Consider the following 19,600-nt stretch of genomic DNA (forward strand, 5'->3'; position numbering starts at 1 on the left):
CAGCATCCATCCATGACGCTGCTGCCCTGATCTGCACCAACGCAACTCAGGAGCACTCATGTCGGCGGTTCTTCAGCAGCAAGCCACGCACCCCATCACGCGCAACCAGGAGTTCGAGGTTCGCGCGTTCGATGCGCCGCTTGGCGCGGAAATCGTCGGCCTGGACTTGTCCGTCCCGCTGTCGGACAGCGACTTTGCCCGGGTGCACCGCGCCCACCTTGACTACCATGTGGTGGTGTTCCGCGATCAGCGCATCACCCCGCAGCAGCATGTGGAATTCAGCGCGCGCTTCGGTCCGCTGCAGCGCCACGTGCTCAAACAGTTCGCGTTGGCCGGCCATCCCGAAATCCTGATCGTGTCCAACGTGGTCGAAGACGGCAAGCCGATCGGCCTGGGCGATGCCGGCAAATACTGGCATTCGGACCTGTCGTACAAGGAACTGCCCAGCCTGGGTTCCCTGCTGCACGCGCAGGAACTGCCGTCCGAAGGCGGCGACACCCTGTTCGCCAACCAGCACCTGGCTTACGACGAACTGCCTGCCCACCTGCGCAGTGCGATCGAAGGCCGCAGCGCCGAACACTCCTATCTGGCCAAGTACGCCGAGCTGCAAAAGAACGCCCCGTGGCGCCCGAAGCTGACCGAGGCGCAGATTGCCGAGGTGCAGGCCGTCGTGCACCCCATCGTGCGCACGCATCCGGAAACGGGCAAGAAGGCGCTGTTCGTCAGCGAGCATTTCACGACGCGTGTCGTCGGCCTGCCCGAAGACGAAAGCCAGGCGCTGCTGGATGAACTGTTCGCACTCAGCTCGCGCGACGAACTGGTCTACCGGCATCAGTGGGCGGATCACGATCTGGTGTTCTGGGACAACCGGTCGGTCACCCACCTGGCCGCGGGCTGTCCGGACCACCTGCGCCGCAAGCTGTTCCGCACGACGATCGAAGGCGATCGCCCGTTCTAGGAACCGGTTGATCGGCGTCCGCGCCGATCGTTGATGCACGCAACCGTCGCCGCGCCTGACCGGCTTCCTTTGCGCCCCATTCCCTTTGTTTTCCCGCCACGCCCGACACCGGCGTGCGGGCAGTCACGCCGGTACCCCGCGCGTGACGATGCCACCCCGGCCACCCCTACGGAGCACCGCTGCAATGACTTTCTCGACTTTCCCTGACCGCGCCAACTGGCGGCGTGTGGCTGGCGTTTTTGGTGTCAGCCTGGGCCTGATGTCGGCCGGCGTCGCCATGCCGACCGCGGCGCACGCGGAAGGCAAGCTGCGCGTGGCCGAGCAGTTCGGCATCGTCTATCTGCTGCTGAATGTCGTGCGCGACCAGAAGCTGGTCGAAAAGTATGGCAAGCAGGCCGGGGTGGACGTCAAGGTTGAATGGACGCAGCTGTCGGGCGGATCGTCGGTGAACGATGCGCTGCTGACCGGTGCGATCGACGTGGCCGGCGCGGGCGTGGGTCCGCTGCTGACGGTCTGGGACCGCACCAAGGGCAAGCAGAACGTGAAGGGCGTGGCGTCGCTGGGCAACTTTCCGTATCTGCTGTTGAGCAGCAACCCGGCGGTCAAGACCATTGCCGACTTCACCGACAAGGACCGCATTGCCGTGCCCGCCGTGGGCGTGTCGGTGCAATCGCGTTACCTGCAGATGGCGTCGGCCAAGCTGTGGGGCGACAAGGACTTCAACCGCCTCGACAAGAATTCGGTGGCGATCCCGCATCCGGATGCCACCAATGCGCTGCTGGCAGGCGGCACTGAAATCAACGCGCACTTTTCCAACCCGCCGTTCCAGTACCAGGCGCAGGCCAACAAGGCGGTGCATGTGGTCTTGAATTCGTATGACGTGGTCGGCCCCAATTCGCCGACCGTGCTGTTCGCGACCGAAAAATTCCGCGAACAGAATCCCAAGACCTACAAGGCTTTCCAGCAGGCACTGCAGGAAGCGGCGCAATACATCCAGAAGAACCATGAAGGCGCCGCCGACACCTATCTGCGCGTGACCGGGGGCAAGGCCGATCGTGCCGAGCTGATCCGCATTCTGGCCGACCCGCAAGTGCAGTTCACGACCGTGCCGAAGAACACCTTCCCGATGGCCGAGTTCCTGCATCGTGTCGGCGCCATCAAGAACAAGCCCGCGTCGTGGAAAGACTATTTCTTTGACGATGCGCAGACCGCTGGAGGCAGTTGAGATGACACCCCCCGCATTGAGCCTGGCTTCGGCCAGTCACGGCCCGGCCGGTGCCTCGGCGCCCGCCGACTCGCCCTTGCTGCAAGTGCGCGGCGTGAGCCTGGACTACACCACGGGCAACACCGTGGTGCGCGCAACGCATCAGGTCGACTTCAACGTGTTCCAGGCCGACCGCTTCGTGCTGCTCGGCCCGTCGGGCTGTGGCAAGTCGACCCTGCTCAAGGCCATCGCCGGCTTTCATCCGACGTCGCAAGGCGAGATCGCCCTGGCCGGGGAACGTGTGGCCGAACCCGGTCCCGACCGTATCGTCGTCTTCCAGGAATTCGACCAGCTGCCCCCGTGGAAGACGGTGCTGCAGAACGTGATGTTCCCGCTGCGCGCGTCGCGCACGCTGGGCCGCAAGGAAGCCGAGGAACGCGCACGGCATTACCTGGCCAAGGTCGGCCTGTCGGCGTTTGCCGACGCCTATCCGCACACGCTGTCGGGCGGCATGAAGCAGCGCGTGGCGATCGCCCGCGCGCTGGCCATGCAGCCCAAGGTGCTGTTGATGGACGAGCCGTTCGCCGCATTGGACGCACTGACGCGCCGCAAGATGCAGGAAGAGTTGCTGGCGCTGTGGGACGACATCCATTTCACGCTGCTATTCGTGACGCATTCGATCGAAGAAGCGCTGGTGGTGGGCAACCGGATCCTGCTGCTGTCGCCGCACCCGGGGCGCGTGCGTGCCGAGATCAACGCGCATCAGTTCGGGCTGCATAGCCAGGGCGGCGCGGAATTCCAGTCGACGGCGCAGCGGATTCACCGCCTGCTGTTCGATACGCCGGCGCCGGACGCGCAGGGCGCGGCAGATGCGGCGCCCGCTGTTGATGTGCCAGGGCGCGTGCGCCTGGCGGCGGTGTGATGGCGATGTTCGCCATGCGCCTGCTGCGCCTGCCATGCGCCTGCTGCGCGCCGGCGAACCCGCAGCCTGCCTTGCCATGACGTCTGAACATTTTTGATCGAGCAGTAATGACCACCCAAACCGTGTTTCCCCCCATCCGCCCGGAATACGAGCTGCCGCTCGCACCGGTCGGCGATCTGCCGCTGAAGCGGGACCTGCCGCTGGCCCAGCGCCTGTGGCGCCAGGCGTGGCTGCGCAAGACCGTCATCCTGGTGCTGCTGGCCGTGTTGTGGGAAGGCGTGGCTCGCTGGCAGGACAATGACCTGCTGCTGCCTGGCTTTCTGCAGACCGCGGCCGCCTTTATCGACGGCGTGGCGACCGGCGAATTGCTGACGCGGGTGCAGGCGTCCTTGTGGGTGCTGCTGCAAGGCTATGTGGCCGGCATCGTGCTCGCCTTCGTGCTGACCACGCTGGCGGTGTCCACGCAGTTCGGCCGCGATCTGTTGAGCACGCTCACGTCCATGTTCAACCCGCTGCCCGCCATCGCGCTGCTGCCACTCGCGCTGCTGTGGTTTGGTCTGGGCAATGGAAGCCTGATCTTCGTGCTGATCCATTCGGTGCTGTGGCCGCTGGCGCTCAACACCTACGCAGGCTTCCAGGGCGTGTCCGACACGCTGCGCATGGGCGGCCGCAACTACGGCCTGCGCGGCCTGCGCTACGTGCTGGCCATCCTGGTGCCGGCCGCCTTGCCCGCCATCCTGTCCGGCCTGAAGATCGGCTGGGCCTTTGCGTGGCGCACCCTGATCGCCGCCGAACTGGTTTTTGGCGCCTCGTCAGGTAAGGGCGGCCTGGGCTGGTACATCTTCCAGAACCGCAACGAGCTCTACACCGACAAGGTCTTTGCCGGCCTGGCGATGGTGATCGTAATCGGCCTGGTGGTGGAGAACCTGGTGTTCAACCTGCTGGAGCGCGCCACGGTCAGAAAGTGGGGCATGCAGCGGTAAGGCGGTTTGCGGCGAGGCGTCCTGCGCTCAGGCATTTGAGCTCAAGCATTCCGAGCTTAGGCACTGCTAGCTAATACACGCGGGGAACGCTGCAGTCGCCGCGTAGCAGGCGCCTACCGCGACTCGCACCCCTCAAGGCCCGGCCCAGTCCGGGCCTTTTTCACGTCCGCTGCGACGTCAACACGCACTGAGATTACGTCCACCACCGTGCATCCCCGGCCATCCTGGTGCACCGCCGCACCATACGCCAGCACCTTGTAAACGCTCGCTGGTTTCGCTTGCCAAAGCAAACCAAACGGGAATACGCTGCAAAAAAATGGAGTAGACACTCCATTAGTTAAGTTTCCACTTACCAATCTCAAGGACGCCGCATTTCTCCAGGGCACAGTCGATCTGGCTCCGCCAGTCGACCAGTGCCGCCCCTGGGGGAGGCGCGAAGCGCCTGGGGGGGATCTATGTACATCAAGAACACCTGGTATCCGCTGACGTGGTCCCGCAACGTCGGCCGCACCCTGGCTCGCCACGTGGTGATCGAAGAAGATCTGGTCGTCTACCGGACCGAGGCCGGCAAGACTGTCGCGCTGGAAGACGCGTGTCCGCACAAGCTGGCGCCGCTGTCGATCGGCACGCTCAAGGGCGACACGGTCGAATGCGGCTACCACGGGCTGACCTTCGACTGCAGCGGGTCATGTACCCGCGTGCCGGGCCAGGCGAACGTGCCGGCCAGCCTCAAGGTGCGCGCCTATCCCACGGTGGAAAACATGGGCATGGTGTGGGTCTGGATGGGCGACCCGGCGCTGGCCGATCCGTCCGCCGTGTTCGACCTGCCCGAATACCACGACCCCGCCTATAGCGTCGTCGAAGGCGACGCCTTGCCGGTCGCGGCCAGCTACCTGAACCTGGCGGACAACCTGTGCGATCCGTCGCATGTGGCCTTCGTGCACAAGTCCACCCTGTCCAATCCGGAACATGGCGACGTGCCGGTCATGTACGAACGGCAGGACGGCAAGGTCGTGACCTGGCGCTGGATCATCGACTCGCCCCTGATTCCGATCTTCCAGGGCCTCAAGCCGTTCGAAGGCAATGTCGATCGCTGGCATTACTACCACTACTACGCGCCGTGCATCGCGGTCATCGACTTCGGGTCCGCGCCCACGGGCACCGGTGCGCCCGAGGGCAACCGGCAGGACGCGATCCAGATGTTCGCGTGCCACTTCATTACGCCGGTGGATGCGACGACCTGCGTGCAGCACTGGCTCTGCATCAAGAACCTGCCGGCCGACCCTGCCACGGACCGCCGCCTGGCCGCCGGCCTGCGTCTTGCCTTTGATGAAGACAAGACCTTGCTCGAAGCGATCCAGCGCAACGAGGTCAAGCCGCGATCCACCCGCCCGGTCAAGCTGGCGATCGATGTGTCGTCGGTGCGCATGCGGCGCATGGTGGACGAGATGATCGCTGCCGAACAGTCGGCGGAATCATCGGTGGCGACCGCCTGAAGAATGCTGACTGCCTGAAGGGCGGTGACTGCCTGAGCCTTGCTCGCCGTGCAGGCGTCGTCCCTGCCTGACCTTACTTGCATTTCCCTTTCCGGCCTTCCGGCCGCAACCTGACGTCTTCTTCCGGAGAGTTCCATGCCTCGTTTCCATGCGGTGTTCGCGGTGTGCCTGGCCGCCGCGGTCTGTAGCGTGAGCCCGTCGGCGCACGCCCAGGGCGTCATCATGATTGGCGAGATCAACAGCTACAAGGCGCTGCCGGCGCTGATGGTGCCCTACAAGAAAGGGTGGGAGCTGGCGCAGGACGAAATCAATACCAGCGGCGGCCTGCTCGGCAAGAAGCTCGAGACCGTCTTTCGCGACGACAACGCCAACCCCGGCGATGCCGTGCGGGTGGCCGACGAACTGCTGGTGCGCGAAAACGTCGACGTGCTGTCGGGCGTGACGCTGTCCAACGTGGGACTGGCCGTGGCGGACTTTGCGAAGCAGCGCAAACGTTTCTTCCTGGCTTCAGGGCCGCTGAGCGACCGCATGGTCTGGGAAAACGGCAATCGCTACACCTACCGGCTGCGGTCCGGCACGCATGTGCTGGCGGCTTCGGTCGTGGCCGAGGCGGCCAAGCTGAAGAAAAAGCGCTGGGCCATCGTCTACCCCAACTACGAGTACGGGCAGGCGGCGGTCAAGACCTTCAAGGAAGCGCTGAAGAAGGCGCAGCCCGACGTCGAGTTCGTGGCCGAGCAGGCGCCGCCCTACGGCAAGATCGATGCGGGCGCGGTGGCGCAAGCCCTGGCGGACGCCAAGCCCGATGCCATCTTCAATGTGTTGTTTGGCGTCGACCTGACCAAGTTCGCGCGCGAAGGCAAGACACGCGGCCTGTTCGAGGGCAGGGAAGTGGTCAGCTTGCTGACGGGTGAGCCCGAGTATCTGGACCCGTTGAAAGACGATGCGCCGGACAACTGGATCACCACCGGCTACCCCTATTACAGCATCGACACGCCGGAACACAAGGCTTTCGTGGCGGCCTATCAGAAGAAGTACAACGACTATCCGCGCCTGAATTCGGTGGTCGGCTATGCCACCGTGAAGGCGATTGCGGCGGGCATCAAGAAGGCGGGGTCGACGGACAGCGAGAAGCTGGCGACGGCGTTCAGTGGCCTGTCGTTCGACACGCCGTTCGGCCCGTCCATGTTTCGGGCCATCGACAACCAGTCCACCTTCGGCATCTACGTGGGCCGCCTGGGTGTCAAGGAGGGCAAGGGCTACATGAAGACCGCCGCGTATATCGATGGCGCGACGCTGCAGCCGACCGACGATCAGGTGCGTGCGTGGCGGACGGCGCCATGAGGGGTGATGCCGCCATGAGGGGTGATGCCGCCATGAGGGGTGATGCCGCCATGAGGGAAGCCAGTCACCAGGCCGGCGCCCGAGCCGGGCATCAAGCGGAAGCCCAGCCCGGCGACCGAGCCTACGCAAGCGTCGACGCCCTGCGCCCGTTGTGCCCCATCGGCTGCAACGGCCGCGGCGTGCAGGACTCGTCGATCGCATCGCCGGTGTCGATGGCCGAACCGTCGATTGAAGAACAGTTCCGGCTCGTCAAACGCGCGGGGGTATTTGACTGCTTCGACCGGCTGCCCTTGCCCGATCAGGTCGATACCTTCCTGGCCTGCATGGACACCTACGGCCTGCCGGTGCACACCACCAGCTGGTTCTATGAAATGGGTACCGACGATCATAAGTACGCTGACAATCTGCGGCTGAGCGCACGCGTGGGCGCCAGCACGCACAACGTGATGGTGTACGCGCGCCACGCCGACGGGCGGGTGGTCACCAATGACGAGATCGTCGACTGCTATCTGCGGGTGTATGACGAAGGCACGAAGCAGGGCGTCGAACCCAGCTTCGAGCTGCACACCAATATGTGGAGTGAAGACCCGCGACGCGTGACGCCCGTGGCCGAAGCCGTCATGCGGCGGGGCGTGCCCTTCAACTTCACGCTGGACTACAGCCACGTGCTCTACAAGATCGGCAACGATGAAGAGTTGGACGTGGCCGGGATGCGCGAGGACGTTCACGCGGGCCGCGTGGTGCTCGACCCCTTCGAGCCCGGCAACCTGGTGGACGAGTGGCTGGCCCTGGGCATCGTGCGCTGGATGCAGGTGCGCGCGGCCGTGCCGAACGGGCCGCGCAACGTGTGGGCGCGCCATGATCCCGATGCGCAGGTGGCGGCCTTGCCGCGGTATCCCAGCTTGCCGGTCAAGCGCGGCGATCCGGGGCGGGGCATCCTGTATCCCTTCTTGAAGCCCGCGCCTGGGGAGTGGCATGCGCCCTGGAACGCCTACCTGCTGGAGCCGACCAAGGAAGTGGTGCGCAAGGTGCTGGCGCACCACCACCGCACACCGTCATCGCAGTTGCGGTTCATCACCACCGAGATGATCACGCTGCCGGATTACGCGCTGAACGCGAAGTTTTCGTTGATCGGGCAGAACGCCGCAATCGCCCGATTCATTCGCGAGACGTGGGACGCGTTGCCGGGGTAGCAACTTTCCCCGTCGTGAGTGGCGCAGCTTTTCCGGTCGGCTGCAGATGCGTCAGCACCACATCCGTAATGTGCTCCAGCCAAGCCGCCCGCCGCGCGTCATCGGCCAGGTCCACGCCCAGCCACTGCGAACACGTGTAGTGGTTCGACACGTAGAAGAACGCCAGCGACATGATGCTCATCAAGACGAACTCGGGCTCGACGTCGGTGCGGAACAGCTTGCGGGCCTGACCGGCCGTCAGAATGCCGTTGACGGTCTCAACCAACGGAAAGGACACGTCCTTGATGGTCGGCGACTTCCGGATGTGCTTGCCGCGCATCAGGTTCTCGGTCATCAGCAGGCGGACCAGTTCCGGATGCGATGAATAGTGTTCCCAGGAATGGGCGATCAATTGGCGCATGCCGGCCACTGGATCATCGGGCGGTGTGACGAACGTGCGTTGCGCGCCGATCATTGCCGCGTACACATGTTCCAGCACGGCCTGGTACAGCCGTTCCTTGTTGCCGAAGTAGTAGTACAGCATCCGGTCCACGGTCTTGGCCCGCTTGCTGATACGGTCGATGCGGCCGCCCGAAAACCCATGCTCTGAAAATTCCACGATCGCCGCATCCAGGATGCGCGCGTTCAGTTCTTCGGGACTGCGCCGGCTCTTGGCAGGGCGGGTAGGGGCGCCGGTGGCGGCAGGCTTGCGCGCGCGCGTGGCGGTCTTGGCGGGAGCGTTGGTGGCGTTCTTGGCGGCGTGTTTGGCGGCGCTCTTGGTAGCAGGCTTGGCGCGGGCCTTTGGAGTGGCCGCGTCTTCTGCTTGCGTCTTTGCGGGCATGCGAACCTTAGGTGGAGAGGTCGTCAATTGGGTAGGGCTCATGGCAGGCTCTCGACTCGATAGGCGATTGTATGTGCGTTGCCAACGGCACACCGGATGGAACAGGCTGCCCTCCCCACAACGGATCGTGAACAGTCGCGTTGATGGTGCGGGCGCGATCGATACTGGTGCGTCGTCCCAACACCTAGCGCTGCACCTCCCAGCAATCCCCAACTCTCACTCCATTGGCACGCTTTCTGCTTAAGAAAACCGCATCCATCAGAATTATTGACCTGATTAATTAATTTGCGATTCAGCCGCAAAAACCGCTGGACACAGCCCTGCCGCTTAATTAATTATATGTTTAATTAATCTTGCGGCCGGGTCGGTGACCATGGTCTGGGCGGTATGGCGTTTCCCCTGAACATTCATCCTCGAGAGGTTGTCATGCGTAAGTTGTCCATAGCCTTGGTGCTGGCGGGTATTGCCGGTGGAACGATGTCCGCTGCGTCCGCGCAGGAAACCATCAAGATCGGCGTGATCCAGCCAGTGACCGGTTCCGTCGCCTACAACGGGCTGACCTATGTCAATGGCGCCAAGCTCGCGGTGGAACGCCGCAACGCCGCCGGCGGCGTGCTGGGCAAGAAAATCGAACTGGTCATTGAAGACGGCCAGTGCCAGCCGGCCAAGTCCGTCAACGCGGCCGAAAAGCTGATCGCGCGGGACAAGGTCGTGGCGCTCAGCGGCGCCTTCTGCAGCTCGGCGACCGCCGCCGTCATGCCCGTGGCCGAGAAATACAAGATGCCCTTCCTGACCGGGGTGTCGTCCAAGGCGGACCTGACCGAGAAGGGCATGCAGTACTTCTTCCGGTCGGCCGAGACCGATCGCCTGATGTCCAAGACCTTCAGCAAGATCCTGGTCGACAAGCTTCAACTGAAGCGCGTGGCCTATATCGGTGTGAACGATGACTGGGGCCGCGGCGGGGTCGAGGACTTTTCGAAAGACATGGCTGCGCTGGGCGTGACCACCGTCATGAAAGAGTACTTCGATCATGGCGCCACCGACTTCTACACCCTGCTGACCAAGCTGCGTTCTGCCAATGTGGACGGCGTGTTCGTCGCGGCTGAAACGCAAGACGGTTCGATCCTGGTCAAGCAGTTCAAGGAATTCGGCCTGAAGACCAAGGTGTTCGGCGTGGGCTCGTGGGCCACGGCGGACTTCATCGGCCTGACCGGTGACGCATCCGAAGGTATCTACGCGGCCGTGCCGTATGCGTCGAGCATGCCAGGCGATCGCAACAAGGCCTTCGTCGAGCAATACCAGAAGGCCTACAAGGAAAAGCCCGGCAAGTACGGCGCGGCTGGCTTCAACGCCATGAACATCCTGATGGAAGGCGTGGCCCGCGCGGGCAACACGCAGTCCGATGCCATCCGCGATGCGCTGCGCAAGACCGAGTACCAGGCGCCGAACGGCACCTACCGTTTCACCGACAAGGGCGAAGGCTACGGCTTTGACGTCGTGCTGGTGCAGATCCAGAACAAGGAACCGAAAGTCGTGGCCGAAGCCCCGACCGAGAAGCCGTAAGGGCAGCGCGATTCCTGCATTGAAAGGTACGGAGGCACGATGGATTTTTTGCCGCAGTTGCTTGCCAACGGGCTGGTGACGGGGTCGTTCTATGCGCTCTCGGCGCTGGGACTGACCCTGATCCTGGGCTTGATGCGCGTCGTCAATTTCGCGCACGGCGAGTTGTACATGCTGGGCGGCGTGATGGGCTGGTGGGCCACCACCTACCTGGGCCTGGATTTCTTTTCCGGCCTGGCGCTCGTCGCGATCACCATGGCCGCCTTCGGGTGGCTGATCGATCGGTTCCTGATCGAGCGCATCCGCGGGCAGGGTGAAGAGGCGGGCATCCTGCTGACCATCGGCCTGTCGATCTTCCTGGCCAACACCGCGTTGCTGGTGGTGGGCACGGCTCCGCTCAAGATCGACAGCCCGGTCGCCAGCGGTCCGCTGTTCTTCGGCCCGGTGGTCGTGACCAAGCTGCGCCTGTTCGCGGTGGCGGTCTGCGCGGTGCTAATCCTGGGCGCCTATCTGTTGATCCAGAAGACCCGGCTGGGCCGCGCCATGCGCGCGACCTTCCAGGATCCGATGGCGGCGCAGCTGGCAGGCATCAAGACGGCCAATATCTACGCCTGCACCTTTGCCCTGGGCAGCGCGATCGCGGCCATGGCCGGGATGCTGCTGGGGTCGATCTATTCGGCGCAGGTGGCGATCGGCGGCGTGGTCAGCATGAAGGCCTTCGTGGTCGTGATCCTGGGGGGCATGGGCAGCTTTGCCGGCGCCATCCTGGGCGGCCTGGTGCTGGGCCTGGCCGAGGCGATCTGGGGCGGCTATATCGCGACGGGCTGGGTCGACATCATCGGCTTTGCCATCGTGATCCTGACGCTGGTGTTCCGGCCCTACGGGCTGTTTTCGAAACGTGCGGAGCGGGCCTGACATGACCTTCGAACGAAATGCGATCCTCGGCTTCATGCTGATCGCAGCCTTGCTGCCCGTGGTGGTGCAAGACCAATACGTGCTGCACATCGCCATCATGGTGCTGTTCTTTGCGGTGCTGGCGACCAGCCTGAATCTGGTCGTCGGGTACGTGGGCGAGTTCTCGCTGGGCCACACGGCCTTCCTGGGCATGGGCGCATACACCGCGGCCATCCTGTCGACCCAATATGGCTGGCCGATGTGGGCCACCATCCCGGTCGCGGGCATTGTCGCGGCGATGACCGGGCTGGTCATTGGCGCGATCACGCTCCGGCTGCAGGGGCCGTTCTTTGTGATCGTGACCTTGTCGTTTGCCGAGGTGCTGCGCCTGGTGGCGGACAACTGGATCGGCCTGACCAACGGCCCGATGGGCATCGCGGGCGTGCCGCAGCCGTCGGTGCTGGCAGGTGTCAGCAATGTGGGCGCCAAGCAGTTCTATTTCTATATCGGCTGGGTGGTGCTGGCCGTGGCCATGTACCTGTCGTACCGCTTCGTGTATTCGAATGCGGGCCGGGCCGCCGTGGCGGTGCGCGAGAACCGCTATGTGGCACAGTCGGTCGGCATCCGCCCGTTCACCTACGCCATGCTGGCCCTGGTGCTGGGCGCGTTCCTGACCGGCATGGCGGGTGGCTTTTATGCGCACTACATCTCGTTCGTGGGTCCGGAAGTGTTCCGCTTCGCCTTCATGGCCAGCATGATCATCATGGTGCTGATCGGCGGCAAGGGCACGCTGGTGGGGCCGCTGATCGGCGCGCTGCTGGTCACCTTTCTTGAGGAATACCTGCGCGAAGCCAAGGAACTGCGCCTGTCGCTGTTCGGCCTGGCCGTGATGGCGATCGTGCTGTTCCTGCCGCGCGGGCTGATGGGCTTCCTGACCCATCGCCGTGAAAGCCGCAGCCATACGCCGGCCGCGGATGCGCCATCGTCCCCCACGCCATCCACCCCCACACCGGCGGCCGTCGCGCGCCGCCAGGGAGCCTGACATGACGCTGTCTTCATCGACGTCGCCGATGCTGGCCGTGCGCGGCCTGTCGAAAACCTTTGGTGGCCTCAAGGCCGTGCAGGACATCAGTTTCGATGTGGGCGCCGGCGAGATCGTCGGCCTGATCGGGCCGAACGGCGCGGGCAAGACAACCTGCTTCAACCTGATCACCGGTTTCTACACGCCCACGTCGGGCAAGGTGCATTTCAAGGGCGAGGACGTGACCGGCGAAAAGCCCTATCGCATGGCGCGCCGGGGCATCGTCCGCAGCTTTCAGAAGACCAACATCCTGAAGTCGCTGACGGTGTTCGAAAACGTGCTGACCGGGCACTACCTGAACGCGCACCAGAGCCTGCTGCGCACCTTCTTTCCGGGCAAGGCCGTGCACGAGGCCGAGCAGGCCGCGCGTGACAGCGCCGAACGCATCGTCAACGTCATGGGCCTGGGCGCGCGCATGAATGCGCCGGCCTACCTGCTGTCGTGCGGCGAATTGCGGCTGCTGGAGGTGGCGCTGGCATTGTCGGCCAAACCGGACATTCTGATGCTGGACGAGCCGGCGGCCGGCCTGAACAGCCAGGAGGCGGCCGAACTCGGCCACATCCTAAAGCGGCTGCGCGGCACGATGGTCCAGTCGATTCTGATCGTGGAGCACAACATGGGTCTGGTGATGGCGGTGTCGGACCGCGTGGTGGTGATGCACTTCGGCGCGAAGTTGGCGGAAGGCACGCCGCTGGAAGTGCAGCGTCATCCGCAAGTGATCGAGGCCTACCTGGGCCGGGGAGCGCAGGCATGAGCGCCGTTCTGAATGCGCCCGGCGCCGTGTCGGGAACGCGGCCCGCCGTGGCGACCGGCACGCCCTTGCTCGAGATCGACAACCTGCACGTGAGCTATGGCAAGACCGCCGCGCTGCATGGCGTGACGCTGTCGGTGCAGCCGGGCGAGGTGGTTGCCCTGATCGGTGCGAACGGCGCGGGAAAAAGCACGACGCTGCGCGCCATCTCGGGTCTGCTCAAGCCGACCCGCGGCAGCATCCGCTTCAAGGGCAAGGATATCGGCGGCATGCCGGCGGATCGTGTCGTGGGGCTGGGCATTGCGCAAAGCCCCGAAGAACGGCACGTGTGGTCGGCCATGACGGTGTACGAGAACCTGACCCTGGGCGCCTACCTGTGCAAGTCGCGCGAAGTGGTGCAGCAGCGCGTGGGCATGGTGTATCACCGCTTTCCGCGGCTGAAGGAGCGGCATCAGCAACTGGCCGGCACCCTGAGCGGCGGCGAGCAGCAGATGCTGGCCATTGGCCGCGCGCTGATGTCCGAGCCCGAACTGCTGTTGCTGGACGAGCCCAGCCTGGGCCTGAGTCCCAAGATGGCCGATGAAGTCTTTGACGTGGTGCGCGAGATCAATGCCCATGGCGTGACCGTGCTGCTGGTGGAGCAGAACGTGCACAACGCCTTGTCGGCCGCGTCGCGTGCGTATGTGTTCGAGACGGGCCGTGTCGTCGCCGATCGCGATGCCGCCGGCCTGCTCCAGGATCCGGAATTGTTGAGCGCCTATCTGGGCGGTTAAGGAGAACAAGACATGAATAAACCTGTGGATAGACCTCTTCGTGTGGGCATCATCGGCGGCGGCATTGGCGGCGTGGCGCTGTCGCGCGCGCTGATGCTGCGCGGCATTGAATGCCATGTGTTCGAACGTGCCGCGGCCTTTGGCGAAGTCGGCGCCGGCGTCCAGATGACGCCGAACGGCGTCAAGGTCTTGCGCGCCCTGGGCCTGGCCGATCCGCTGGCCAAGGTCGGCTTCCTGCCGCAGGCGATGGTGGGCCGCAACTGGCGATCGGCGCGCGAACTGTTCCGCACGCCGCTCAAGGGCCACTGCCCCGAGCTGTATGGCGCGGACTTCTATCACGTGCACCGCGCGGACCTGCACGCCATCCTGTCGTCGCATCTTGAGAAGGGCGGCGCGACGCTGGGCGTGCGCTGCGTGTCGGTGCGCGATGAAGGCGACAAATCGGTCGCCGTGTTCGATGACGGCACCGAATACGAAGCCGACCTGATCGTGGGCGCGGATGGCCTGCGCTCGGTCGTGCGCGATGCGCTGTGGGGCGCCGAGACAGCCAAGTTCACCGGCCACATGTGCTGGCGCGCGCTGGTGCCGGTCGATAAATTCCCGCTGCCGTATGTCAGCCCCGATTCGTCCTTCTGGATGGGGCCGCACGGTCACCTGGTGACCTACTACGTGAACGGGGGCAAGTCGGTCAACATCGTCGCCGTGAACGAGAGCAAGGACTGGGTTGAAGAATCCTGGAACAAGCCGAGCAGCCGGGAAGAACTGATGGCCGCCTATGAAGGCTGGCATCCCAACATCATCGAGCTCTTCAGCCGCACCGAGAACGTCTACAAGTGGGGCCTGTTCGACCGCGACCCGATGACGGCTTGGTCCAAGGGCCGCATCACCCTGCTGGGCGACGCCGCCCACCCGATGCTGCCCTTCCTGTCGCAAGGCGCCGCCATGGCGATCGAAGACGGCTATGTGCTGGCCGAAGCCCTGGCCAAGTACGGCCGCGACATTCCGGCTGCCCTCAAGGCCTACGAGATCGAACGCCTGCCGCGCACCAGCCGCGTGCAGCTCGAAGCCCGCGAACGTGGTCGCACCTATCACCTGCCGTCGCCGTGGGCGCAGTTCAAGCGCGACCTGGCCTACCGCTGGCGCGAATGGATGAACCCCAACGCCGTCGGCATCCAGGCCAACTGGGTGTACGCCTACGACGCCACCACCTGCGCCGAACGTTTCGGCAAGACCGCGCCGGTGCAAAAGGCCGTGACGGCCTGAATGCAAGCCTGAATCCTTGTTGAGTTAGGAGCCCGATATGCCTGTCAGCGATGCCGACATGGTCAAGGCCTGGACCCAGGTCCTGACCCTGTCGAACCTAAAGCCCGGCGACATCGTCACTGTACTGACGACCGAAGGCGTGACCCACCCGCAGACCCTGCGCACCGCCATGACGGCGGCAGGGTTGCTTGGGGCTACCGTGAACCGGCTGGACCTGTCGCCCGTCAATGGCGAGAAGTCCCTGAGCCGCGACACGCTGGCCTACCTGGGCACCACGCCGCTGACCGGCAACCGCGCGGCGATTGCGGCGCTCAAGGCCAGCGACCTGGTGCTGGACCTGATGACGCTGCTGTTCTCGCCCGAACAGCACGACATCCTGCAAGGCGGCGGCAAGATCCTGCTGGCCGTCGAGCCGCCCGAAATCCTGCTGCGCATGGTGCCTACCGAGGCCGATCGGCAACGCGTCAAGGCATCCGCCGCGCTGCTCGAAGGCGCGAAGTCGATGCGCATCACGTCCGAAGCCGGCACCGACCTGACCTGCCCGCTGGGGGAATTTCCGGTGGTGAAGGAATATGGCTTTGTCGATGAGCCTGGCCGGTGGGACCACTGGCCCAGCGGCTTTGCGCTGACCTGGCCCAACGAAGGCGGCACCGAAGGCCGCATCGTGGTCGACAAGGGCGACATCCTGCTGCCCATGAAGTCCTATGTGAACGGACGCATCGTGATGGAAGTGCGCGGCGGCTACGTGCGGTCGATCACGGGCGGCATGGACGCCGACCTGTTGAACGACTACATGGAATCGTTCAACGATCCCGAAGCCTACGCCATGTCGCACATCGGCTGGGGCATGCAGGACCGCGCCCGCTGGTCGACGCTGGGCCTGTACGACCGCGAAGCCACCATCGGCATGGACGCCCGCGCCTTTGCCGGCAATTTCCTGTTCTCGCTCGGCCCGAACAACGAAGTGGGCGGCTCGCGCACGACCGCCTGCCACATGGACATTCCGCTGCGCCGCTGCACGGTCACGGTGGATGGCAAGGAGGTGGTGGTGGCGGGCAAGGTGGTGGAAGAGGCGATGGCCGTCCTGGCTTGACCCTTGAGGCAGGGGAGGACATCGAACCGCCTGCCTGCACCGAGGCAGGCTACCAAGGCAGTGCACTCCCCCCGACTTACGAGAAATACAGCCGCAACGCGTTTTCGCCCATGATCTTGCGGCGCTCCGCGGCGTCCGGCACGACGTTGGCCAGCCAGTCGATGGTGCTTTGATACTTGGTGGCTTCGTCGCCCACGAACGGGCAGTCGCTGGCCCAGACCATGTGATCGGTGCCAACCTGGCGGCAGAGCTCGCGGGCCTGCTCGGCGGCTTGCGGGCCCAGCCGGTAGGCGCCGGACAGCTTCACCCAGGTGCGCCCGTTTTCCATTGCACGCGCCATGGCCTTGAAGCCTTCGCTATGAATGCCTTGCACCGGGTCGGGCCGGCCGATGTGGTCGAGCACCAGCTTGACGCCGGACCGTTCCAGTTGCGGCAGCACCTGCGGAATGCGCGGACCGTCCAGATGCAGGTGGACGTGCCAGTCCAGCTCGGCAATGCGATACAGGAATTTGCGATAGTCCCAGCTGTCCAGGTCGGGCAGTGTCTTCATGCTGATGAAGGGCAGGCGTACGCCGACGATGCCGTCGCGCGTCATCTGTTCCATCGTGTACAGGTCGGTCGACGGGTCCAGGATGACGGTGCCGCGCCACCGCGGCCGGGTCCGCAACGACCGGATCACGTAGTCGTTGCAGTCGCCCCAGGGGCTGGCCGCGGCAATGACGCAGAACTGCACGCCATGTGCATCAAGCACGCCTTGCAGTTGCTCGGCGGTGAACTCGTAGGTGGGGGCATGCCGGGGATCGGGCACCAGCGGCATGGTCTTGCGGAAGATGTGGACGTGCGTATCGACCAGGGGGCGATCGCCGGCTGGAGTGTCGGTCATGTTCGGGTCCTTGTCAGTTCATTCATTCATTCATTCATTCATTGCGGCTTGATGCCGGCCTGCCGAATCACGGCGGCCCATTTCTGGGTGTCGCGGCAGAACACCTCGGCCAGTTCCGCGGGGCTGCTCGGCTTCGGGTCGGTGCCCAGGTCCAGCAGGCGCTGGCGCACGTCGGGCAGGGCCAGCACCTCGCGCATGTGGCGGTTCAGGGTCTCGACAACCGCAGCGGGTACGCCTGCGGGGGCGTACAACGCGTTCCAACCGGTCACTTCATAGCCGGGCAAACCGGCTTCGCGCACGGTGGGCACCTTGGGCAGCCACGAGGATCGTGTCGGGCCCGTGGCCGCGATCACCGATACCTGACCCGCATCGACCGCGCCCTTCAGCGCGGCATAGGATTCGAACGCGACGTCCACATCGCCGCGCATCAATGCGGCCAGGACTTCGGACGTGCTTTTGTACGGCACGAGGTCGGCATTCAGTTTGGCGACCGACTTGAACAGTTCACCCGACAGGTTTTGCGTGCTGCCCGGATTGATGGTGCCAAGGGTCAGCCGGCGTGTCTTGCCCGCGGCCAGCAAGGCCTGCAGGTCAGTGATCGGGCCGTCCTTTTTGGTCAGCAGGATCAGGTCGAAGTAGGCCAGTGTGGATATCGGCGTGAAGTCTTTTTCGGGGTCGTACTTCAGGTTGAACAAAGACTTGCCGATCGCGGTGCCATTGGTGAACAGGATCAGCGTGTGCCCGTCCTTGGGCGCACCCAGGGTGGACGTGGCCGCCACCACGCCGCCCGCACCGGGGCGGTTGTCCACGATGATGGGGTGGCCCAGCCGCTCGCCCAGTTTCTGGCCGATCAGGCGCATGGAAATGTCGGCCAGCCCCCCGGGGCCGAAGGGCACGATCACGCGGATCGGCTGCGAGGGATAGGTGCCTTGCGCCACGGCGGCGCGGAACGGGGTGGTCAAGGCGGCGGTGATGGCGGCGCCGGTCGCAACCCGGGTTGCAACGCTTGTGGCAACGCCCGTGGCAACGCCTTTGAGCAGGGTGCGCCGCCCACGATTCGGCGGCGCAGGGAATGAGGTGGGCATGCACGGTCTCCGTTGATGTGCCTGGCAGGGATGCCAGGGGGCCTGTCGGGCCTCGGAGAAAGTGTAGGGAGGGCAGGGGACGGGAACAAATGAATGTTTCGTGCCGACCCATGCGCCAGATTCATGTCAGGGCACATCACCTTTCACGTGTGCCTTGATCAGCGCCACGGCGCGGTCCTTGACCCAGGTGTCTTCGGCGCTCAGCACCGTATCGCGTCGCGTGACGACGCACAGCGCGCGGACGACCGGCGGGTCCGCGATCGTCAGTGTGCGCAGTCCCTGGCCACCCACCACCGACAGTTTGGGCACGATCGTCAGCCCCAGCCCGCCGCGCACCATTTCCAGCGCCATGCCGTTGTGCTGCGCTTCGTACCGCCACCGCAGCGTGTCGCGTTGTGCACCCAGGGTGTCATCGATCGTCATGCTGTTGCCCGACGGCAGGCTGATGCGGATCAAGGATTCGTGCTGCAGGTCATGCCAGCGGACATGATCGCGCAAGGCCAGGTCATGGCCTTCCGGGCAGACCAATACGAAGGGTTCGTCGATCACACGTTCCACCGCCAGTTCGGGCCGCGCGCTCTGCAGTACGGTGATGCCGAAGGCTGCGGTGCGCGAGGCCACCAGTTCGGCAATCTCGATCACGGAGTTGTCGAACACCCGCACGGGCACGTCGGGCCAGCGTTCGCGGCAGGCCAGCAGCAGCGGCGTCAGGATGCCGATGGCGACCGTGGGCAGGCAGGCGATGGTGAGCCAGTCGTTGGCATGCTGTCCGTGCTTGCGCACCGTGTCGCACGAACTGGCCAGTTCCTTGACCGCGCTTCGGGCGCGGGGCAGCAGTGCGCGGCCGGCCTCGGTCAGGGTGACTTCGCGCGTGGTGCGGACGACCAGGCGCACGCCCAGGCTGTCTTCCAGCTTGCGCATGCGGTGGCTGATGGCGGTCTGCGACAGGTTCAGCTGCGACGCGGCAAGCTGGAAACTGCCCGTTTCGACAATGGCCAGGAAGGCCTGGATGCCCAGGAAATCAATCTGCGACGACATGGCGTCCGAGGTGAAAAAGGTTCATCGATAGCTGCATACAAATCATTTGTCGGGGGTGCATGCCGATGCTGTACTGCCGGGACAAGACGTCATAGTCGCAGGAGACAGGACATGCACCAGCAAACGGGACCCGCGCTTTTAGCCGGCAGACGACAGGTGTCCGGGGGCCAGGCTGAGGCAATGAATGCGGCTTCCGGTACGCCATTGAGTGCGCCATTGCTTGCTTCATCCACTGCTTCATCCACTGCTTCATCCGTTGCTT

Annotated in this window: 18 protein-coding genes; 14 read left to right on the forward strand and 4 right to left on the reverse strand. The window is 64.6% G+C overall.

Translation table 11 applies throughout. The features are described from left to right. The first annotated feature begins 58 nt into the window (after positions 1 to 58). The 7 genes from HD883_RS22880 (at position 59) to HD883_RS22910 (ending at position 8,097) form a co-directional block, all read left to right on the forward strand. Complete coding sequence (locus tag HD883_RS22880) at positions 59 to 958, forward strand: TauD/TfdA dioxygenase family protein (RefSeq protein WP_179589267.1); 900 nt, start codon at positions 59 to 61, stop codon at positions 956 to 958. A gap of 184 nt (positions 959 to 1,142) precedes the next feature. Beyond that, on the forward strand, positions 1,143 to 2,183 hold the full coding sequence (locus HD883_RS22885) for an ABC transporter substrate-binding protein (protein WP_218863573.1): 1,041 nt from the start codon (positions 1,143 to 1,145) through the stop codon (positions 2,181 to 2,183). A 1-nt stretch (position 2,184) separates the two neighbouring features. Continuing rightward, on the forward strand, positions 2,185 to 3,084 hold the full coding sequence (locus HD883_RS22890) for an ABC transporter ATP-binding protein (RefSeq protein WP_179589268.1): 900 nt from the start codon (positions 2,185 to 2,187) through the stop codon (positions 3,082 to 3,084). A gap of 107 nt (positions 3,085 to 3,191) precedes the next feature. After that, positions 3,192 to 4,067, forward strand: coding sequence for an ABC transporter permease (locus HD883_RS22895; protein WP_179589269.1), 876 nt, complete (start codon positions 3,192 to 3,194; stop codon positions 4,065 to 4,067). Positions 4,068 to 4,522: 455 nt separating this feature from the next. Next, a complete protein-coding gene (locus HD883_RS22900; RefSeq protein WP_179589270.1) occupies positions 4,523 to 5,563 on the forward strand; it encodes an aromatic ring-hydroxylating dioxygenase subunit alpha in 1,041 nt (346 codons plus the stop codon). Between the two features lie 135 nt (positions 5,564 to 5,698). Continuing rightward, positions 5,699 to 6,904 (forward strand): ABC transporter substrate-binding protein, encoded by a 1,206-nt coding sequence (locus HD883_RS22905; protein WP_179589271.1) that lies wholly within the window; start codon positions 5,699 to 5,701, stop codon positions 6,902 to 6,904. A gap of 50 nt (positions 6,905 to 6,954) precedes the next feature. Further along, positions 6,955 to 8,097, forward strand: coding sequence for a xylose isomerase (locus HD883_RS22910; protein ID WP_257022604.1), 1,143 nt, complete (start codon positions 6,955 to 6,957; stop codon positions 8,095 to 8,097). Here HD883_RS22910 and HD883_RS22915 read toward each other — a convergent pair. Continuing rightward, the gene (locus HD883_RS22915) at positions 8,063 to 8,959 is read right to left on the reverse strand and encodes a TetR family transcriptional regulator (protein WP_179589272.1); all 897 of its coding nucleotides are present in this window, start codon (positions 8,957 to 8,959) and stop codon (positions 8,063 to 8,065) included. The two genes, HD883_RS22910 and HD883_RS22915, sit on opposite strands and share 35 nt — an antisense overlap. 384 nt (positions 8,960 to 9,343) lie before the next feature. Here HD883_RS22915 and HD883_RS22920 point away from each other — a divergent pair, with 384 nt between their 5' ends. The 7 genes from HD883_RS22920 to HD883_RS22950 are packed head-to-tail and all read left to right on the forward strand — an operon-like array spanning position 9,344 to position 16,332. Then, a complete protein-coding gene (locus tag HD883_RS22920) occupies positions 9,344 to 10,480 on the forward strand; it encodes an ABC transporter substrate-binding protein (protein ID WP_179589273.1) in 1,137 nt (378 codons plus the stop codon). Positions 10,481 to 10,519: 39 nt separating this feature from the next. Continuing rightward, complete coding sequence (locus tag HD883_RS22925) at positions 10,520 to 11,392, forward strand: branched-chain amino acid ABC transporter permease (protein WP_179589274.1); 873 nt, start codon at positions 10,520 to 10,522, stop codon at positions 11,390 to 11,392. A gap of 1 nt (position 11,393) precedes the next feature. Further along, positions 11,394 to 12,413, forward strand: a complete 1,020-nt coding sequence (locus tag HD883_RS22930; protein WP_179589275.1) for a branched-chain amino acid ABC transporter permease — start codon at positions 11,394 to 11,396, stop codon at positions 12,411 to 12,413. A 1-nt stretch (position 12,414) separates the two neighbouring features. After that, on the forward strand, positions 12,415 to 13,206 hold the full coding sequence (locus HD883_RS22935) for an ABC transporter ATP-binding protein (RefSeq protein WP_257022605.1): 792 nt from the start codon (positions 12,415 to 12,417) through the stop codon (positions 13,204 to 13,206). Beyond that, positions 13,203 to 13,976: an ABC transporter ATP-binding protein gene (locus tag HD883_RS22940; protein ID WP_179589276.1), complete on the forward strand. Its 774-nt coding sequence runs from the start codon at positions 13,203 to 13,205 to the stop codon at positions 13,974 to 13,976. Before HD883_RS22935 ends, HD883_RS22940 begins: the two co-directional genes overlap by 4 nt. A 12-nt stretch (positions 13,977 to 13,988) precedes the next feature. Continuing rightward, positions 13,989 to 15,239 (forward strand): FAD-dependent monooxygenase, encoded by a 1,251-nt coding sequence (locus tag HD883_RS22945; protein ID WP_218863575.1) that lies wholly within the window; start codon positions 13,989 to 13,991, stop codon positions 15,237 to 15,239. 37 nt (positions 15,240 to 15,276) lie between these two features. Next, positions 15,277 to 16,332 carry a 2,5-dihydroxypyridine 5,6-dioxygenase gene (locus HD883_RS22950; protein ID WP_179589277.1) on the forward strand — a complete coding sequence of 352 codons (1,056 nt, stop codon included), beginning with the start codon at positions 15,277 to 15,279 and terminating at the stop codon, positions 16,330 to 16,332. Positions 16,333 to 16,408: 76 nt separating this feature from the next. Here the strand turns inward: HD883_RS22950 and HD883_RS22955 are convergent, their stop codons facing one another. The 3 genes from HD883_RS22955 to HD883_RS22965 form a co-directional block, all read right to left on the reverse strand. Further along, entirely contained in the window at positions 16,409 to 17,215 is an 807-nt protein-coding gene (locus HD883_RS22955) for an amidohydrolase family protein (RefSeq protein WP_179589278.1), read from the reverse strand. Positions 17,216 to 17,253: 38 nt separating this feature from the next. Next, entirely contained in the window at positions 17,254 to 18,300 is a 1,047-nt protein-coding gene (locus HD883_RS22960) for a Bug family tripartite tricarboxylate transporter substrate binding protein (RefSeq protein ID WP_179589279.1), read from the reverse strand. Between the two features lie 126 nt (positions 18,301 to 18,426). Further along, on the reverse strand, positions 18,427 to 19,338 hold the full coding sequence (locus tag HD883_RS22965; RefSeq protein ID WP_179589280.1) for a LysR family transcriptional regulator: 912 nt from the start codon (positions 19,336 to 19,338) through the stop codon (positions 18,427 to 18,429). Positions 19,339 to 19,600 lie beyond the last annotated feature (262 nt).

This window comes from Pigmentiphaga litoralis (assembly GCF_013408655.1).
In the GTDB taxonomy this organism is placed as follows: domain Bacteria; phylum Pseudomonadota; class Gammaproteobacteria; order Burkholderiales; family Burkholderiaceae_B; genus Pigmentiphaga; species Pigmentiphaga litoralis_A.

Excerpts from the sequence above, each read along its gene's own strand:
- HD883_RS22965 (WP_179589280.1), bottom strand. The coding sequence starts at position 19,338 with ATGTCGTCGCAGATTGATTTCCTGGGCATCCAGGCCTTCCTGGCCATT.
- HD883_RS22910 (WP_257022604.1), top strand. The coding sequence starts at position 6,955 with ATGAGGGAAGCCAGTCACCAGGCCGGCGCCCGAGCCGGGCATCAAGCG.
- HD883_RS22960 (WP_179589279.1), bottom strand. The coding sequence starts at position 18,300 with ATGCCCACCTCATTCCCTGCGCCGCCGAATCGTGGGCGGCGCACCCTG.
- HD883_RS22900 (WP_179589270.1), top strand. The coding sequence starts at position 4,523 with ATGTACATCAAGAACACCTGGTATCCGCTGACGTGGTCCCGCAACGTC.
- HD883_RS22945 (WP_218863575.1), top strand. The coding sequence starts at position 13,989 with ATGAATAAACCTGTGGATAGACCTCTTCGTGTGGGCATCATCGGCGGC.
- HD883_RS22880 (WP_179589267.1), top strand. The coding sequence starts at position 59 with ATGTCGGCGGTTCTTCAGCAGCAAGCCACGCACCCCATCACGCGCAAC.
- HD883_RS22920 (WP_179589273.1), top strand. The coding sequence starts at position 9,344 with ATGCGTAAGTTGTCCATAGCCTTGGTGCTGGCGGGTATTGCCGGTGGA.
- HD883_RS22950 (WP_179589277.1), top strand. The coding sequence starts at position 15,277 with ATGCCTGTCAGCGATGCCGACATGGTCAAGGCCTGGACCCAGGTCCTG.
- HD883_RS22930 (WP_179589275.1), top strand. The coding sequence starts at position 11,394 with ATGACCTTCGAACGAAATGCGATCCTCGGCTTCATGCTGATCGCAGCC.
- HD883_RS22885 (WP_218863573.1), top strand. The coding sequence starts at position 1,143 with ATGACTTTCTCGACTTTCCCTGACCGCGCCAACTGGCGGCGTGTGGCT.
- HD883_RS22915 (WP_179589272.1), bottom strand. The coding sequence starts at position 8,959 with ATGAGCCCTACCCAATTGACGACCTCTCCACCTAAGGTTCGCATGCCC.
- HD883_RS22905 (WP_179589271.1), top strand. The coding sequence starts at position 5,699 with ATGCCTCGTTTCCATGCGGTGTTCGCGGTGTGCCTGGCCGCCGCGGTC.
- HD883_RS22935 (WP_257022605.1), top strand. The coding sequence starts at position 12,415 with ATGACGCTGTCTTCATCGACGTCGCCGATGCTGGCCGTGCGCGGCCTG.
- HD883_RS22940 (WP_179589276.1), top strand. The coding sequence starts at position 13,203 with ATGAGCGCCGTTCTGAATGCGCCCGGCGCCGTGTCGGGAACGCGGCCC.
- HD883_RS22925 (WP_179589274.1), top strand. The coding sequence starts at position 10,520 with ATGGATTTTTTGCCGCAGTTGCTTGCCAACGGGCTGGTGACGGGGTCG.
- HD883_RS22955 (WP_179589278.1), bottom strand. The coding sequence starts at position 17,215 with ATGACCGACACTCCAGCCGGCGATCGCCCCCTGGTCGATACGCACGTC.
- HD883_RS22895 (WP_179589269.1), top strand. The coding sequence starts at position 3,192 with ATGACCACCCAAACCGTGTTTCCCCCCATCCGCCCGGAATACGAGCTG.
- HD883_RS22890 (WP_179589268.1), top strand. The coding sequence starts at position 2,185 with ATGACACCCCCCGCATTGAGCCTGGCTTCGGCCAGTCACGGCCCGGCC.